Source organism: Acidovorax sp. (assembly GCF_046341535.1).
Classification (GTDB): domain Bacteria; phylum Pseudomonadota; class Gammaproteobacteria; order Burkholderiales; family Burkholderiaceae_C; genus Acidovorax.
In genome coordinates this window covers 1-15,640 of sequence record NZ_JBKDRI010000055.1, presented here as the reverse complement: position 1 = coordinate 15,640, position 15,640 = coordinate 1, and the positions used below count along the sequence as shown (strand labels likewise).

At 65.0% G+C, this 15,640-nt stretch carries 14 protein-coding genes and 1 riboswitch; of the genes, 9 read left to right on the top strand and 5 right to left on the bottom strand.

Annotated elements, in window-relative coordinates; genetic code table 11:
* Nucleotides 1-363: 363 nt before the first annotated feature.
* The 3 genes from yegQ to ACK543_RS03800 all read right to left on the bottom strand — a co-directional run bounded on the left by yegQ (nt 364) and on the right by ACK543_RS03800 (nt 4,078).
* The gene (gene yegQ / locus ACK543_RS03810) at nt 364-1,809 is read right to left on the bottom strand and encodes a tRNA 5-hydroxyuridine modification protein YegQ (RefSeq protein ID WP_409941529.1); all 1,446 of its coding nucleotides are present in this window, start codon (nt 1,807-1,809) and stop codon (nt 364-366) included.
* Between the two features lie 180 nt (nt 1,810-1,989).
* Nucleotides 1,990-2,934, bottom strand: a complete 945-nt coding sequence (gene ttcA, locus ACK543_RS03805) for a tRNA 2-thiocytidine(32) synthetase TtcA (protein WP_409941528.1) — start codon at nt 2,932-2,934, stop codon at nt 1,990-1,992.
* Between the two features lie 79 nt (nt 2,935-3,013).
* Entirely contained in the window at nt 3,014-4,078 is a 1,065-nt protein-coding gene (locus tag ACK543_RS03800) for a homocysteine S-methyltransferase family protein (RefSeq protein ID WP_409941527.1), read from the bottom strand.
* A 24-nt stretch (nt 4,079-4,102) separates the two neighbouring features.
* Nucleotides 4,103-4,183: riboswitch (S-adenosyl-L-homocysteine riboswitch) on the bottom strand.
* A gap of 225 nt (nt 4,184-4,408) precedes the next feature.
* Here ACK543_RS03800 and recQ point away from each other — a divergent pair.
* The 9 genes from recQ to ACK543_RS03755 all read left to right on the top strand — a co-directional run bounded on the left by recQ (nt 4,409) and on the right by ACK543_RS03755 (nt 14,205).
* Nucleotides 4,409-6,286: a DNA helicase RecQ gene (gene recQ / locus ACK543_RS03795; protein ID WP_409941526.1), complete on the top strand. Its 1,878-nt coding sequence runs from the start codon at nt 4,409-4,411 to the stop codon at nt 6,284-6,286.
* Between the two features lie 51 nt (nt 6,287-6,337).
* Complete coding sequence (locus ACK543_RS03790; protein ID WP_409941525.1) at nt 6,338-7,537, top strand: threonine ammonia-lyase; 1,200 nt, start codon at nt 6,338-6,340, stop codon at nt 7,535-7,537.
* Between the two features lie 275 nt (nt 7,538-7,812).
* The gene (locus ACK543_RS03785) at nt 7,813-7,959 is read left to right on the top strand and encodes a hypothetical protein (protein WP_409941524.1); all 147 of its coding nucleotides are present in this window, start codon (nt 7,813-7,815) and stop codon (nt 7,957-7,959) included.
* 110 nt (nt 7,960-8,069) lie between these two features.
* On the top strand, nt 8,070-8,801 hold the full coding sequence (gene queC / locus ACK543_RS03780; protein ID WP_409941523.1) for a 7-cyano-7-deazaguanine synthase QueC: 732 nt from the start codon (nt 8,070-8,072) through the stop codon (nt 8,799-8,801).
* A 320-nt stretch (nt 8,802-9,121) separates the two neighbouring features.
* Entirely contained in the window at nt 9,122-10,990 is a 1,869-nt protein-coding gene (locus ACK543_RS03775) for a phosphoenolpyruvate carboxykinase (GTP) (protein WP_409941522.1), read from the top strand.
* Nucleotides 10,991-11,124: 134 nt separating this feature from the next.
* A complete protein-coding gene (locus ACK543_RS03770) occupies nt 11,125-11,973 on the top strand; it encodes a metallophosphoesterase (protein WP_409941521.1) in 849 nt (282 codons plus the stop codon).
* A 185-nt stretch (nt 11,974-12,158) separates the two neighbouring features.
* Nucleotides 12,159-12,581 carry a universal stress protein gene (locus ACK543_RS03765; protein WP_409941520.1) on the top strand — a complete coding sequence of 141 codons (423 nt, stop codon included), beginning with the start codon at nt 12,159-12,161 and terminating at the stop codon, nt 12,579-12,581.
* Between the two features lie 171 nt (nt 12,582-12,752).
* Nucleotides 12,753-13,208 carry a fasciclin domain-containing protein gene (locus ACK543_RS03760; protein ID WP_409941519.1) on the top strand — a complete coding sequence of 152 codons (456 nt, stop codon included), beginning with the start codon at nt 12,753-12,755 and terminating at the stop codon, nt 13,206-13,208.
* 52 nt (nt 13,209-13,260) lie between these two features.
* Nucleotides 13,261-14,205 (top strand): fasciclin domain-containing protein, encoded by a 945-nt coding sequence (locus ACK543_RS03755; RefSeq protein ID WP_409941518.1) that lies wholly within the window; start codon nt 13,261-13,263, stop codon nt 14,203-14,205.
* An 83-nt stretch (nt 14,206-14,288) separates the two neighbouring features.
* Here ACK543_RS03755 and ACK543_RS03750 read toward each other — a convergent pair whose 3' ends face one another.
* Together ACK543_RS03750 and ACK543_RS03745 are read right to left on the bottom strand one after the other, a co-directional pair.
* Nucleotides 14,289-14,906, bottom strand: a complete 618-nt coding sequence (locus ACK543_RS03750) for a TetR/AcrR family transcriptional regulator (RefSeq protein ID WP_409941517.1) — start codon at nt 14,904-14,906, stop codon at nt 14,289-14,291.
* A 91-nt stretch (nt 14,907-14,997) separates the two neighbouring features.
* Nucleotides 14,998-15,640, bottom strand: a 643-nt coding sequence (locus ACK543_RS03745; protein ID WP_409941516.1) for an ArgP/LysG family DNA-binding transcriptional regulator, incomplete at its 5' end; no start/stop codon positions are given.

Below are 15,640 nucleotides of genomic sequence, written 5' to 3'. Positions count from 1 at the left end.
CTGTCTTGGTTGGTGAAGGCCATGGTGCGGGCCATGCAGGCTCAGAAGACCTGGTCATCGGCCCGCCACTGTCGAGGTGTGCATCGTCGAGCGGGCGCTTACGCGTAAGTTGCTGCTTGAATTGAATAAATCAGGGGCGACGAAGTAAAGAGCACCTACGGCCCGGCACCTGTGTCGGCACGCACTGTGGGCTGGCAGCCCCATGATGACGCCAAGGTCGGGCCCCTGCGGAGGCTGGCGGATCGGGATGCATGGGCTCATGCAAGGGGCCCGGGCTCACGCCTATCCCTACCTGAAGCTTGGTGGGACTGGCGCCATCACCGGTCAGCGAGAGGGCACGCCCTTCGTTCGCCCACCGCCCCATCATGCGGCCACGGTGGCATTGGCCGGGGCCGTGGGCGCGAGGGGTTCCACCACCCGCGCCAGCAGTGCCCCGCTGTACCGTGCAGGCAGCGGAATCCATACGCGCACGGGGTTGCCCTGGGCCACCTGCACGGGCTGGCCGTCCAGGTTGCGCATGGCTTGCAGGCGCACCGTGGTATTGCCGCTGGGGTGCACCACTTCAATCAGGTCGCCCACGGCAAAGTGGTTTTTGGTTTCGACCTGCACCCATTCCTGATCCAGGCCCGCCAGGCCCACATCGGCCTGCCCCTCGGCGCCCAGCACCTCGCCCACGTACTGGCTGCGCTGCGTGGCCGAATGGCCGCTGAGGTAGTTCTGGTATTCGTTGCTGGGGCGGCGCTCCAGCAGGCCGCCGGTGTAGCCGCGGTTGGACAGGCCTTCCAGTTCGATGAGCAACTCGGGGTTGAACGGGCGACCGGCCACGGCGTCGTCGATGGCACGGCGGTACACCTGGGCGGTGCGGGCCACGTAGTACAGGCTCTTGGTTCGCCCTTCGATCTTGAGCGAATCGACCCCGATTTGTGCCAGGCGCGCCACATGCTCGACCGCGCGCAGGTCTTTGCTGTTCATGATGTAGGTGCCGTGCTCGTCTTCCATGATGGGCATCATCTGCCCCGGGCGGCCCGCTTCTTCGATCAGGTACACCTTGTCGGCCCGGGGGTGGCGCTGGCCGCTGCCGGTGGTGGAAAACGACTGCTCGGCCTGTTGCTGCGCGGCCTCGAAGTTGAAGTCGCCCTCCATCGTCTGGGCGATGGCTTCGCCCGTGGTGGGGTCGAGGTCGGCGTCGTGGGTGGCGTAGTTCCAGCGGCAGGCGTTAGTGCAGGTGCCCTGGTTGGGGTCGCGGTGGTTGAAGTAGCCACTGAGCAGGCAGCGGCCCGAGTACGCGATGCACAGCGCGCCATGCACGAACACTTCCAGCTCGATGTCGGGGCATTCCTGGCGGATTTTTTCGATCTCGTCCAGGCTGAGTTCGCGCGAGAGGATGATGCGCTCCACGCCCATCTTCTGCCAGAACTTCACCGCCGCCCAGTTGGTGGTGTTGGCCTGCACCGACAGGTGTACCACCTGCTCGGGCCATTGTTCTTTGACCATCATGATCAGGCCCGCGTCGGCCATGATGAGGGCGTCGGCCTGGCATTCGATCACGGGGGCGATGTCGCGCAGGTAGGTGCGGATTTTGTCGTTGTGCGCGATCAGGTTGCTGGTCACAAAGAACTTTTTGCCGCGCGCGTGGGCCTCGCTGATGCCCTGGCGAATCTGCTCGAGCTTGAACTCGTTGTTGCGGGCGCGCAGGCTGTAGCGGGGCTGCCCGGCATAGACCGCGTCGGCACCAAAGTCGTAGGCGGCGCGCATTTTGTCGAGCGAGCCAGCGGGCAAGAGCAGTTCTGGGGCTTGGAGGGTGGTCATGGGGAATCTCTCGGTTCAGACGATGGCGACGCCAATCAATCAGCATCCGTTCGGCCTGGGCCTGCTTGTCCTGATCCGTGTCGAAGGGTCGAAGGCTGGCACCGGGCTTCGACAGGCTCAGCCCGAACGGTGGGGGGAGGTGCGGGCGGTAGCGCCATGGCAAGACGGGGTGGGCCGCGTTCAGCGCGGCATCAGCGGCAGGCCCGCGAGGGAACCCACGGCCTGCGCAAACGCTTCGGCATCAAACGCCTTGTCGCCATCGGCATCCTGCACGCCATTGGGCACCAGGCCCTTGAAGTCAAACTGGCGCGGGTCCATGAAGTGCGAGGGCACCAGGTTGCGCAGCGCCACGGCCATGGTCTCGATGCGGCCGGGGTAAAGCTGCTGCCAGTCGCGCAGCATCTGGCCAATCTGCTTGCGTTGCAGGTTCTCCTGGCTGCCGCACAGCGTGCAGGGGATGATGGGGAACTGGCGGTGCTCTGCCCAGCGCGTGAGGTCGTCCTCGGCCACATAGGCCAGCGGGCGGATGATGAGGTGGTCGCCCCGGTCGCTTTGCACCTTGGGCGGCATGCCCTTGAGCTTGCCGCCAAAGAACATGTTCAGAAAAAACGTCTGCAGCATGTCGTCGCGGTGGTGACCGAGCGCGATTTTGGTGCAACCCAGCTCGTCGGCCACGCGGTAGAGGATGCCCCGGCGCAGGCGGCTGCACAGGCTGCACATGGTCTTGCCCTCGGGGATGTGCTCTTTGACGACGCTGTAGGTGTCCTGCGTTTCAATGTGAAAAGGCACGCCCACCTTTGTCAGATAGTCGGGCAGCACATGGGCTGGAAAACCGGGCTGTTTTTGGTCCAGGTTGACCGCGACCAGCTCGAACCGGTGGCCGTTGCGCTGCTGCAGCATGCGCAGCACGTCGAGCATGGCGTAGCTGTCTTTGCCGCCCGAGACGCACACCATGACCTTGTCGCCATCGTCGATGAGGCCAAAGTCGCTGATGGCCTGGGCCACCTGGCGCACCAGGCGCTTTTCGAGCTTGAGCGCGGCGTGGGCGGCGGCTTTGGCGGCGTCTGCGCCTGCGTCGCCGCTTGATGCAGCTGCTTCGGCGGGCGGGGTGGCGGTGGCAGGCATGGGGTGAGGGGTGTTGCTATAAGTTATATAGCTAAAATCGCTTTATGGACGTGCGTAAGCGCCTTATTTGAATCAATTTTTACGCTTCAGCAGGGTAGAACATCTTGCGCGGGGGCACCTTTGCCACCGAGTTGGCGATGGCACCAATGTGGTCGGGCGTGGTGCCGCAGCAGCCGCCCAGAATGTTGACCAGCCCCTCGGCGGCGAACTCGTGCACCAGGCGGCTGGTGATCTCGGGGGTTTCGTCAAAGCCGGTGTCGCTCATGGGGTTGGGCAGGCCGGCGTTGGGGTAGCAGCTGATAAAGGTGTCTTCGGCCACGCGGTTGAGCTCCTGGATGTAGGGGCGCATCAGCGTGGCACCCAGGGCGCAGTTCAGGCCCACGGCCAGCGGGCGCGCATGGCGCACGCTGTGCCAGAAGGCCGTCACGGTCTGCCCCGACAGGATGCGGCCGGAGGCATCGGTAACGGTGCCGCTGATGATCAGGGGCAGGCGCTCGCCACTGTGTTCAAAGAACTCGGCGATGGCAAACAGCGCGGCCTTGGCGTTGAGGGTGTCGAAGATGGTCTCGACCAGCAGCACGTCGCAGCCGCCCTCCACCAGCGCCTCCACCTGCTCGTAGTACGCGGCGCGCAGCTGCTCGAAGTCCACATTGCGCGCGCCCGGGTCGTTCACATCGGGGCTGATGCTGGCCGTCTTGGGCGTGGGGCCCAGGGCGCCCGCCACAAAGCGCGGGTGATCGGGCGTGCTGAATTTGTCGCAGGCAGCGCGGGCGAGCTGTGCCGACCGCAGATTCATCTCGCGGGCCAGGTCGGCCATGCCGTAGTCCTCTTGCGCGATGGTGGTCGCGCCGAAGGTGTTGGTCTCGATCAGGTCGGCACCCGCGGCCAGGTAGCGCTCGTGGATGTCGCGGATCACGTCGGGCCGGGTGATGCTGAGCAGCTCGTTGTTGCCCTTCACGTCACGCGGGAAGTCCTTGAACCGGTCGCCTGCGCCATCGGGGCCGGTGTAGCCCGCGCCGCGGTACTGCGCTTCATCGAGCTTGAAGCGCTGGATCATGGTGCCCATGGCGCCATCGAGGATGACGATGCGCCGGGCGAGGATGCCGGGCAGTTGCTGGGCGCGGGTGTAGGTGACGGGATGCATGGTGCGGCTCACTGTGTGGGTGGGTACAAGTGAGCGCAGTTGAAGTCCCCAAGCCTGACCGATCCTGCCCTGTGGCACAACCCGGCTGCAGCGCCCCTTGGGTGGACTGATTTTAGTGCAATGGCGCTCAGGCCCTGCCACGGCAGGCCTGGGGCCGCCTGGGGGCAGGCGCGCCAGCAGCGCCAGAGCGTGTGGCAGGCCAGCGGGGGGCGGGCAAGCGCACAATAAGCGCCTTTCGCCCACCCATCGTGGCGGGTTGTTGATCAAAACACCCTGTCGCGCTTGTTGTATAAGCGCTTACAGCTATCAAATTCAGAGTACCGTTTGTTGTTGCGCTCTTATTCCGCCCCTTCGCCCGCCCACGCCGTTTTGCAGGATGTGTTTGGCTACGAGCAGTTCCGCGGCCCGCAGCAGGCCATCGTCGAGCATGCGATTGCAGGCGGCGACGCGCTGGTGCTGATGCCCACCGGCGGTGGCAAGAGCCTGTGCTATCAGGTGCCAGCCATCGTGCGCCAGCAGCAGGGCAAGGGCGTGACCATCGTGGTGTCGCCGCTGATAGCGCTGATGCACGACCAGGTGGGCGCGCTGCACGAGGCCGGGGTGAGCGCGGCGTTTCTCAATTCCACGCTGAGCTATGACGAAACGCAGGATGTGGAGCTGCGCCTGCAGACGGGCGACATCACGCTGCTGTATGCCGCACCCGAGCGACTGAACACGCCGCGCTTTTTGGGGCTGCTGGACGGCCTCTACCAGGGCGGGCACCTGTCGCTTTTTGCCATTGACGAAGCGCATTGCGTGAGCCAGTGGGGCCACGACTTCCGCCCCGAATACCGGGCGCTGACGGTGTTGCACGAGCGCTATGCGGGCGTGCCGCGCATTGCACTGACCGCCACGGCCGACGCCCTCACGCGCGAGGACATCATCGAGCGGCTGCAGCTCGAAGACGCGCGCCTGTTCATCAGCAGCTTTGACCGGCCCAACATCCGCTACACCATCGTGGAGAAGAAAGACGCCACCACCCAGCTGCTGCGCTTCATCGAACGCGAGCACGCGGGCGAGGCGGGCGTGGTGTACTGCCAGTCCAGGAAGCGCGTGGAGGAGCTGGCCGCCACGCTCAGCGATGCCGGTATCAGCGCACTGCCCTACCACGCGGGGCTGGACGCCCGGGTGCGCCAGACGAACCAGGACCGCTTTCTGCGCGAGGAAGGCATCGTCATGGTGGCCACCATTGCGTTTGGCATGGGCATCGACAAACCCGATGTGCGCTTTGTGGCGCATGTGGACATGCCCAAGAACATCGAGGGCTACTACCAGGAGACCGGCCGTGCGGGCCGCGACGGTTTGAACGCCGACGCCTGGATGGCCTATGGCCTGCAGGACGTGGTCAACCAGCGCCGCATGATCGACGAGAGCCCGGCGGGCGAGGAGTTCAAGGCCGCGCTGCGGGGCAAGCTCGATGCGCTGCTGGCCCTGGCCGAAGCTACCGACTGCCGCCGCGTACGGCTGCTGGCGTACTTTGGCGAGGCATCCACCCCGTGCGGCAACTGCGACAACTGCATCCACCCGCCCGCAGTGTGGGACGCTACCGACGCGGCGCGCAAGCTGCTGTCCACCATCTACCGCGTGCAGCAGGCCAGCGGCATCGGATTTGGCACCGGCCACATCATGGACATCCTGCGCGGCAAGAAGACCGACAAAGTCGCCCAGTTCGGACACGACCGGATCTCCACCTTTGGCATTGGCGCTGACCTGTCGGAGCCCCAGTTGCGTGGCGTGCTGCGCCAGCTGATCGCCACTGGCGCGGTGGGCCTGCACAAGGTGGTACTGGACAACGGCATGGGCTTTGACACCCTGTGCCTGACCGACGGCTCGCGCGCCGTGCTCAAGGGCGAGGTGTCGGTGCGTTTGCGCGAATCCGTATCGGCAGCCCCCGCCAAACGCAGCCGCAAGGGCAGCGCCCCGCCCGCCGCCGCCGCCAACCTGGGGCCGGATGCCCAGGTGCGGTTCATCAACCTCAAGGCCTGGCGCGCCGAGGTGGCCCGCGAGCACAACCTGCCTGCGTATGTGATCTTCCACGACGCGACGCTGGCCGCGATTGCCGAGCGCAACCCCGATTCGCTGGATGACCTGCAGGGCATCAGCGGCATGGGTGCGAAAAAGCTGCAAGCCTATGGCGCTGAGGTTCTGCGCGTGAGCCGCAGCGGGTAGGCCACGTTGGCACGGTGCGGCCGCGCGGCCGCCTGCGCCACAATCGCTCGCATGCTCACATTCCAAGACATCCAAGACGCCGCCACCCGCGTGCAGGGTCATGTGCTGAACACGCCCTGTGTGGAAAGCAAAACGCTCTCGCAGATCGTTGGCGCGCAGGTATTCCTTAAATTCGAGAACCTGCAGTTCACGGCCTCGTTCAAGGAACGCGGTGCCTGCAACCGGCTCGCGCTGCTGACCGATGCCGAGCGCGCTCGGGGCGTGGTGGCCATGAGTGCGGGCAACCATGCGCAGGGCGTGGCCTACCACGCGCAGCGCCTGGGCTTGCGGGCAGTGATCGTGATGCCGCGTTTCACCCCCGGCGTCAAGGTCGAGCGCACGCGCGGATTTGGCGCCGAGGTGGTGCTGCATGGCGACACGCTTGAAGAGGCCCGGGCCCACGCGTACGCACTGGCTGACGCCCAGGGCCTGACCTTTGTGCACCCCTACGATGACGAGGGTGTTGCCGCGGGTCAGGGCACGCTGGGGCTGGAGATGCTGCAAGCCGTGCCCGACCTGGATTTGCTGGTGATCGCGGTGGGCGGCGGCGGGCTGATTGCGGGCGTGGCCACGGCAGCCAAGGCCATCCGGCCCGGCATCGAAATCATCGGCGTGCAGACCATGCGCTTCCCGGCGATGGTCAACGCCATCAAGGGCACGAACTATCCGCAGGGCACCTCCACCATCGCCGAAGGCATCGCGGTGGGAACACCCGGCAAGATCACGCAGGAAGTGGTCAAGCGCCTGGTGGACGATCTGGTCCTGGTGGACGAAGGCGATATCGAACAGGCCGTGCTGATGCTGCTGGAGATCGAAAAGACCCTGGTGGAAGGCGCTGGTGCCGCGGGTCTGGCGGCGCTGCTGCGCTACCCCGAGCGGTTTGCGGGCAAGCGCGTCGGACTGGTGCTGTGCGGTGGCAACATCGACCCGCTGCTCTTGGCCGCCATCATCGAGCGCGGCATGGTGCGCTCGGGCCGCCTGGCGCGCATCAAGGTCAGCGCGCGCGACGTGCCCGGCGTGCTGGCGCGCATCACCGCCACCGTGGCCGATGCGGGCGCCAACATTGAAGAAGTGCACCACCAGCGCGCCTTCACCATGCTGGCCGCGCAGAACGTGGAGATCGAACTGGTGCTCCAGACGCGCGGCAAGGCCCATGTGCAAGAGGTGCTGGCGCAGCTGCGCTCGGCGGGCTTGCAGGCCGACCTGATGTGACATGGCCCGAGCAGCGTCCTGGCAGCTCAAGGAAGCTCTGCATAACCCTCGCGAGGATGCGCTGGTGCGGATCGGGATAGGCCACAAGGCGCTTTTTGCAGCCAATAGCCTGGCTATTGGCAAGAAAAGCAACGCCGTGGACTGCCCGGGCCCGGGCCCGCGCAGACCGCAGGGAGTTATGCAGAGGTTCCTCAAATCCCAGCCCTGGCAGGCCTTTGCAGGCATCGGTTGCTGACCCGGCTAAAATGGCACGCGTTACACGCAACGGAGCCTCCATGTCTGCCCCCCACACCCCGCACAACCCCGAGTCCTCGTCCGACGATCCCACGGAAAGCGTGGCGCACCTGGCGCCCGTGGTGCTGCCCGTTGTGGGCGGGATCATGATCTTCCTGCTGGCCTTCATCGCGGTTTACATGGCCTGAGCCTCCTGCCAGCGCCCCGCAGCAGCCCCGCTTTGCGGGGTTTTTTTTCGTCCACACCGGGCTTGCACAGCAGCAGGTCAAGCCGACGCCCCATCATCGAAGGAGCTTTCATGCGCCCTGGCCACGCACTCGTCCTGTTTTCTGGCGGACAGGATTCCACCACCTGCCTGGCATGGGCACTGACACAGTTTGCCCATGTGGAGACCATTGGCTTTGACTACGGACAGCGCCACCATGTGGAACTGCAGGCCCGTCAGACCGTGCTGGCAGCGCTGCGCCAGCGCTTGCCGGGCTGGAGCCAGCGGCTGGGCGAAGACCACCTGGTCGATCTGGCGGTGCTGGGCCAGATCAGCGATACGGCACTGACCAGCGACACCGAGATCCGGATGACCGAAGCGGGCCTGCCCAACACCTTTGTGCCGGGGCGCAACCTGCTGTTTTTCAATCTGGCCGCCGCCGTGGGCTACCGGCGTGGCCTGCACACGCTGGTCGGCGGCATGTGCGAAACCGATTTTTCGGGCTACCCGGACTGCCGGGACGACACGCTCAAGGCCTTGCAGGTCGCGGTGTCACTGGGCATGGGCCAGCGGTTCACGTTCGAGACGCCGCTGATGTGGCTGGACAAGGCCGAGACTTGGGCGATGGCGCAGACGCTGGGTGGCGATGCGCTGACGCAGCTGATCATCGAGGACTCGCACACCTGCTACCACGGAGTGCGCGACACCCTGCACGCCTGGGGCTACGGCTGCGGCACCTGCCCCGCATGTGTGCTGCGAAAAGCCGGGTTCGAGCGCTGGCGCAGCGGCCTGTCAGGTGCCAACCCACAAATTGGCGCCGCATAACCCCATGCAACGTTTGCATAGATTTTGACCTGTTTCGAAAGACATTTCGTGGCCCGATTCATAAAATCGACTCCCCAGCCGACCCGCGTCATGCGCGGCCCGCCCGTCACACCGGGTCAGGCCCCACATGCCGCCCGCCGACTGAGCACAGGCCACCGAGGTTCGCATCAGTCAGGCTGACGTCTGCCATTGCTCTTCGCTGCCCAAGCCGTTTTTTCAAAGGCAGCGCTCAGCAAAGCATGTGGTGCCAGCCTCGCCGTGACTCCGCTGTCGGGTCGCTTCCTTTGAAAAAACTGTTTTTTTCAACTCAAGGAACCCCGATGAACGCACCCACGATGCAGGGCTTGAACCTCAACGCGCCCACTTACGTCAAAAACGCCCGGCTGCTGGCCTGGGTGGCCGACATGGCCGCCCTGTGCAAGCCCGAAGCAATTTACTGGTGCGACGGCTCGCAGCAAGAGTACGACCGCCTGTGCCAGCAGTTGGTCGATGCCGGCACCTTCAAGAAGCTCAACCCCGCCAAGCGCCCGGGCAGCTACCTGGCCTGGTCTGACCCGTCGGACGTGGCCCGCGTGGAAGACCGCACCTACATCTGCTCGGCCGCCAAGGAAGATGCCGGCCCCACGAACAACTGGATGGCTCCAGCAGAGATGCGCGCCACCTTGCAGCCTCTGTTTGATGGCTGCATGAAGGGCCGCACCATGTACGTGGTGCCGTTTTCCATGGGCCCGCTGGGCAGCCACATCGCCCACATTGGCGTGGAGCTGACCGACAGCGCCTACGTGGCCGTGAACCAGCGCCTGATGACGCGCATGGGCAAGGCTGTGTACGACGTGCTGGGCGTGGAAGGCGACTTTGTGCCCTGCATGCACACCGTGGGCGCGCCCCTGGCCGATGGCCAGAAGGACACCACGAGCTGGCCCTGCAACCCCAAGGTCAAGTACATCGTCCACTACCCTGAAACGCGCGAGATCTGGTCGTACGGCTCGGGTTACGGCGGCAACGCCCTGCTGGGCAAAAAGTGCCTTGCGCTGCGCATCGCGTCCACCATGGGCCGCGACCAGGGCTGGCTGGCCGAGCACATGCTCATCCTGGGCGTGACCAACCCCGAAGGCAAGAAATACCACGTGGCCGCTGCCTTCCCCAGCGCCTGCGGCAAGACCAATTTCTCCATGCTGGTGCCGCCCGCCGGCTTTGAGGGCTGGAAGGTCACCACCATCGGTGACGACATTGCCTGGATCAAGCCCAGCGCCGACGGCAAGATGGTCGCCATCAATCCCGAAGCCGGTTACTTTGGCGTTGCCCCCGGCACCAATACGCTCACCAACCCCAACTGCATGGCCAGCCTGGACAAGGACGTGATCTTTACCAACGTGGCGCTGACCGATGACGGCGACGTGTGGTGGGAAGGCATGGACAAGGATCACGGCAAGCTGCCCGCCCATCTGATCGACTGGCAGGGCAAGGACTGGACGCCAGAAATTGCCAAGCAAACCGGCGCCAAGGCCGCCCACCCCAACGCCCGCTTCACTGTGGCCGCCACCAACAACCCCGCCCTGGACGCCCAGTGGGACGACGCCCATGGCGTGCCGATCGATGCCTTCATCTTCGGTGGCCGCCGCTCGACGACCGTGCCGCTGGTGACCGAGGCCCGCACCTGGATGGAAGGTGTGTACATGGCGGCCACCATGGGCTCTGAAACCACGGCGGCCGCCTTTGGCGCCCAGGGCGTGGTGCGCCGCGACCCGTTCGCCATGCTGCCGTTTTGCGGCTACAACATGAGCGACTACTTCCAGCACTGGCTGGACATGGAAAACAAACTCGAGGCCAGCGGCCACACGCTGCCCGCGATTTTCTGCGTCAACTGGTTCCGCAAGGATGCGGATGGCAAATTCGTCTGGCCCGGCTATGGCGAGAACATGCGCGTCCTCAAGTGGATGATCGACCGCATCGAAGGCAGAGTCCAGGGCGAAGAAACCATGTTCGGTATTGCCCCCCGTTATGCCGAGATCAACTGGACGGGACTGGATTTCACGGCCCAGCAGTTCCAGGCGGTGACCAGCATCGAGCCGGCCGCATGGAAGGAAGAATTCAGCCTGCATACCGCCCACTTCGAGCAGCTGGCCTACCACCTGCCCGCCGCCTTGCTGGAGACCAAGGCCATGCTGGAAAAACGCCTGGAAGCCTGAGGCCCGCCAGGCGACGCGCCGTGCCCGGCATGGCGGCCATGACTGAAAGCAGCCTTCGGGCTGCTTTTTTTGTCGTGACACGCGGCAGCCTTGCCGCCGGGGCGGCGCGTCGAACGCCGTAGACTGCAGGCCGCATGAATATCCAGCTCCTGTCGGATCTGCACCTGGAGGTGCACCCCCATTTCGTTGCAGAGCCCGCGCCGGGCGCCGATGTGCTGGTTCTCGCTGGCGACATTGGCTCGTACCAGACCGGCTCGCTGCTGCAGTACGATGACTTTGGTCTGGCCCGGTTCTCCCCGCTGCCCCACTACGCTGGCTGGCCCACGCCCGTGGTGCTGGTGCCGGGCAACCACGAATACGACGCCCAGGACTTTGATGCGGCCCATGCACGGCTGCGCAAGACCTGCGACCGCCTGGGCATCGTGTGGCTGGAGCGTGAAACCATCGCGATCGATGGCGTCCGCTTCATCGGAAGCACCCTCTGGAGCGACTTCGACGCCCTGGCCGACCATGAAGCAACCACGGATATCACCCGGCGGCTGAAGCTGCGCGAGAAGGCCTTTCGCGCGGCCGATTTTTATCTGCGAAAAACCGGCACCACGCGGCAAGGACAGCCATTTTTGGCGGCGGCGGTGCGCGAACAGGCGCTGGTCTGCCAGACCTGGTTGTCGCATGCCCTGGCCCAGCCCTTCGCCCCCGGCCCGACCGTGGTGGTCACCCACTTTGCGCCCAGCCTTCGCAGTGCCGACCCCCGCTACGGACTGATTCCGGGCACGGCGGGGTTTTGCAATGCCCTTGACGCCTGGATGCCGCACGCAGACCTGTGGCTGCACGGCCACCTGCACGCCCGCAGTGACTACACCGTGCGCGGCCAGCATGGCGACGGATCGGCCTGGGAGTGCCGGGTGGTGGCCAATCCGCTGGGCTATGCGCGCAAGGGCGAGCAGGAATCCTTCGTTGCCCAGTGCTGCGTGACCGTATGATCCGGCGCAGGCGTGCTGTGGAGCCCTCTGTGCATCTGCCCCGGTGAGCGGGGCAGGCTCAGAAACGGGTGGCAGGGGTGGCGGCGCAGTCGCCCTCGCATTGCGCCCGAGCCAAAGCATGACCAAGGTCAAGACAACAACAGTTTGCGCGCGGTATTCTGAACCATCCCTTTCCGGAGAAAGCCATGAAGATCCTGCTTGCTGTCGATGGCAGCGCCTACACCAAGAAAATGCTCGCCTACCTGGCGACCCACGATGAGATGCTGGGCGCATCGCACGACTACACCGTGCTCACGGTGCAGGCGGCGCTGCCCCCCCGTGCCCGCGCTGCCCTGGGCAAAGAAGTCGTTGACCACTACCACGCCGAAGAGGCCGAGAAGATCCTGGCCCCCGTCTTCAAGTTCCTGGGCCGCCACGGCGTCTCGCCAAGCCGGGTCGTGAAGGTCGGCTCCGCAGGCGAAACCATTTCCAAGCTGGCAAGCAGCGGCAAGTTCGATCTTGTGGTCATGGGTTCGCATGGCCACGGTGCCCTGGCCACCCTGGTCATGGGCTCGGTCGCCACCCAGGTGCTGGCGCACTGCAAGGTGCCGATCCTGCTGATCCGCTGATTTCCAGCGTCGCACGCCCCGCCCTGCCGCGTCCGGCAGGGTTTTTTTTGTCCAAACGTAACCACGTGGTTATTTTGAATACCAATCAGTTTACAAAGAAACCAAACGGTTATATATTCGCGCCACGCCGATCCTGGCGTGTGCAATTCCCTCAACAACGAAGGACTCCCCATGAAGAAAACCCTGATCGCTTTGGCTCTGACCGCCGGAGCTTCTTTCTCCGCGATGGCCCAGGACATCGTCGACACCGCCGTGAAAGCGGGCAGTTTCAAGACCCTGGTGGCGGCTGTTCAGGCCGCCGGACTGGTGGACACGCTCAAGGGACCGGGCCCGTTCACGGTGTTTGCCCCGAGCGACGAGGCGTTTGCCAAGATCCCGAAGGCCACCCTGGACGCGCTGCTGGCCGACAAGGCCGCGCTGACCAAAGTGCTCACCTACCACGTGGTTCCGGGCAAGGTCATGGCCAAGGACGTCAAGGCCGGGATGGTCAAGACCGTGCAGGGCCAGGAGCTGAAGCTATCCACCTCCCCGAGCGTGATGGTTGACCAGTCGAAAGTGGTGGCCACGGACGTCGCCGCCAGCAACGGCGTGATCCACGTGATCGACACCGTACTCATGCCCAAGTAATCCACCCCGATCCCCCGTCTCCCCCCCCACTTACTCGAAAGGACCCTCCACCATGAACAGCACGTCCCTCCTGAATCGCCGCACCATCCTGATGGCCGCAGCCGCGGGCGCCAGCGCCACGCTGCTGCAGGCCTGCGGCGGCAGCGACGACCATCCCCGCAACATCGTCGAGGTGGCCCAGGCCAACCCCGACCTGAGCATCCTGGTGGAGGCCGTGGTGGCCGCCGGTCTGACACCCACACTCAGCACCGGAAACCTGACCGTGTTCGCGCCGACGAATGCGGCCTTTGCAGCATTGCTGACCGAACTCGGTGTGACCAAGGCGGCGCTGCTGGCCGACAAGGCCCTGCTGACCGCCGTGCTGACCTACCACGTGCTCGGCACCGCTGTGCCCCGTGCCAGCGTGCCGGTGGGCAAGGCCATCACGCCCGTGGGGGGCGGGTTCTTCAAGGTTGAGGCAGCCGGCAGCGGCCTGCGCATCACCGACGGCCGCAACCGCACCAGCAACATCACGGCCACCGATATCCAGGCCAGCAATGGCGTGGTCCACGTGGTCGACAAGGTGCTTTTGCCCGCCGACAAAAACATCGTCGCCACCGCGTCGGCCCTGCCGGATTTCAGCATCCTCGTCGAGGCGGTCGTGGCAGCCGGGCTGGTGCCCACGTTGCAGGGCACGGGCCCCTTCACCGTGTTTGCCCCCACCAACGCAGCCTTTGCGGCGCTGCTGACCGAACTGGGCATCACCAAAGAAGCCCTGCTGGCGAACAAGCCGCTGCTCACCTCGGTGTTGACCTACCACGTGGTGCCAAGCCGCGTGCTCAAGGCGGACGTTCCCGTCAACACGCCGATCACCACCGTGCAGGGCCAGAAGTTCACGGTCAACGCCAGCCTGGCCATCACCGACAGCCGCGGGCGCCAAAGCAGCATCGTGACCACCGACGTGTTCACGAGCAACGGCGTCATCCACGTGGTGAACAAGGTCATCCTGCCAAGCTAAGGCCGATGCCGCACGTGATGCGCGTGCGGCCCGTTGGGTCTGCGGTCACGCAGCCCTGTGCCCGGCTTGTTGCCGGCGAGCGATCAGGCTCTTGCGGCCAGTCCCTCAAAGCAGGTGCGCACCACCAGCTCCACAATTTCCTCGTCGGAATACTGGCCGCTCTCCTTGAGGAAGCTCACCACCGGGTCGCAGGCGCGGGCATACAGGGTGTAGAGCACCACCAGCGGTGGCAGCGATGGCGCGATCACGCCCTGCGCCTGGGCCTCGGTGATCCAGGCGCCAATCTGGTCGCTGACCGACACCAGCCCGTTGAGGTAATTCTTGTCGGCCATGAGCACGGCGCGCAGCGTGGAGTTGCGGCTGGGCAGCAGCGGCATCTCGTTGGTGAGCAGCCGCTCGAGCGACCAGCGCACCAGCGCGTGCAACTTTTGCAGCGGCGGTGTCTCTGTCGGCAAGCTGGCCAGGTAGGCTTGCACGCGCCCCAGGATCTGCACCATGGCGGCGGTGCACAGCTCTTCCTTGCTGGAAAAGTGCTTGTACAGGCTGGCTTTGGCGATGCCCACGGCGTTGGCCACATCGTCCATGGTCATGGCGTCGAAGGCCTTTTCACCCAACAGCCGGCACGCCGACTGCAAGATGGCCTCCTCGCGGGCCAGGTGCATCTGTTCCTTGAAGGAAACTTTGGGCTGAAGGGTTTGCATGGCGATATTTTATACAGATCAGTATAAAAATAACTTTCCAAGTTGCAATGTGGTCGCGCGGGTCGCTTTGTGAATGCCATTGCCTGGAGATTCAGGCAGGCTCCAGCGCAGACTTGGCGGTCGCAGTGAGGGCGGATGTGAGCGCATCCAGCACGGCAGACTCCAGGTTCCAGCAGTGCCAGTACAGCTGGATGGGCAGCACGTGGCCGGGGGCCAGGTTGACCACAGTCCCATCGGCCAAAGCGCTGCGCGCCAGCAGCTCGGGTAGCACCCCGACCGCCCACCCGGCCGATACCGCGCGCATCTGGGCCTCGGAGCCGGGCACGAAAATGTGATTGAGCGCCACGCGTTTGAGCCCGAAGGCCCGCGCGACAAATTCGGCCGCCATGTCGTCCTTGCGATTGAAAGACACGAACGGAACCCCACGAAAGTTGTGTGGCGAGAGTCCGTGCGGCAGGTTTTGCGCCGCAAAATCCGCGGAGGCCACCGCGACGTAGTTCATCGCCCCCAGAGGCACCATCTTGCATCCGCGCAGGGCCTGCTTGAGGGTGGTCACGCACCCGAGCACCTGGCCCGAACGCAGCCATTCCTGGGTGAAATCCTGGTCATCCACGATGATTTCCAGCGGCAGCCGCTGGCGCACCAGGTCATGCAGCGCGCCCATGGCCCAGGTGGCGATGCTGTCGGCGTTGATGGCGATGGCAACGCGCTCATCTTCGCGGGCGCCGCCCGGA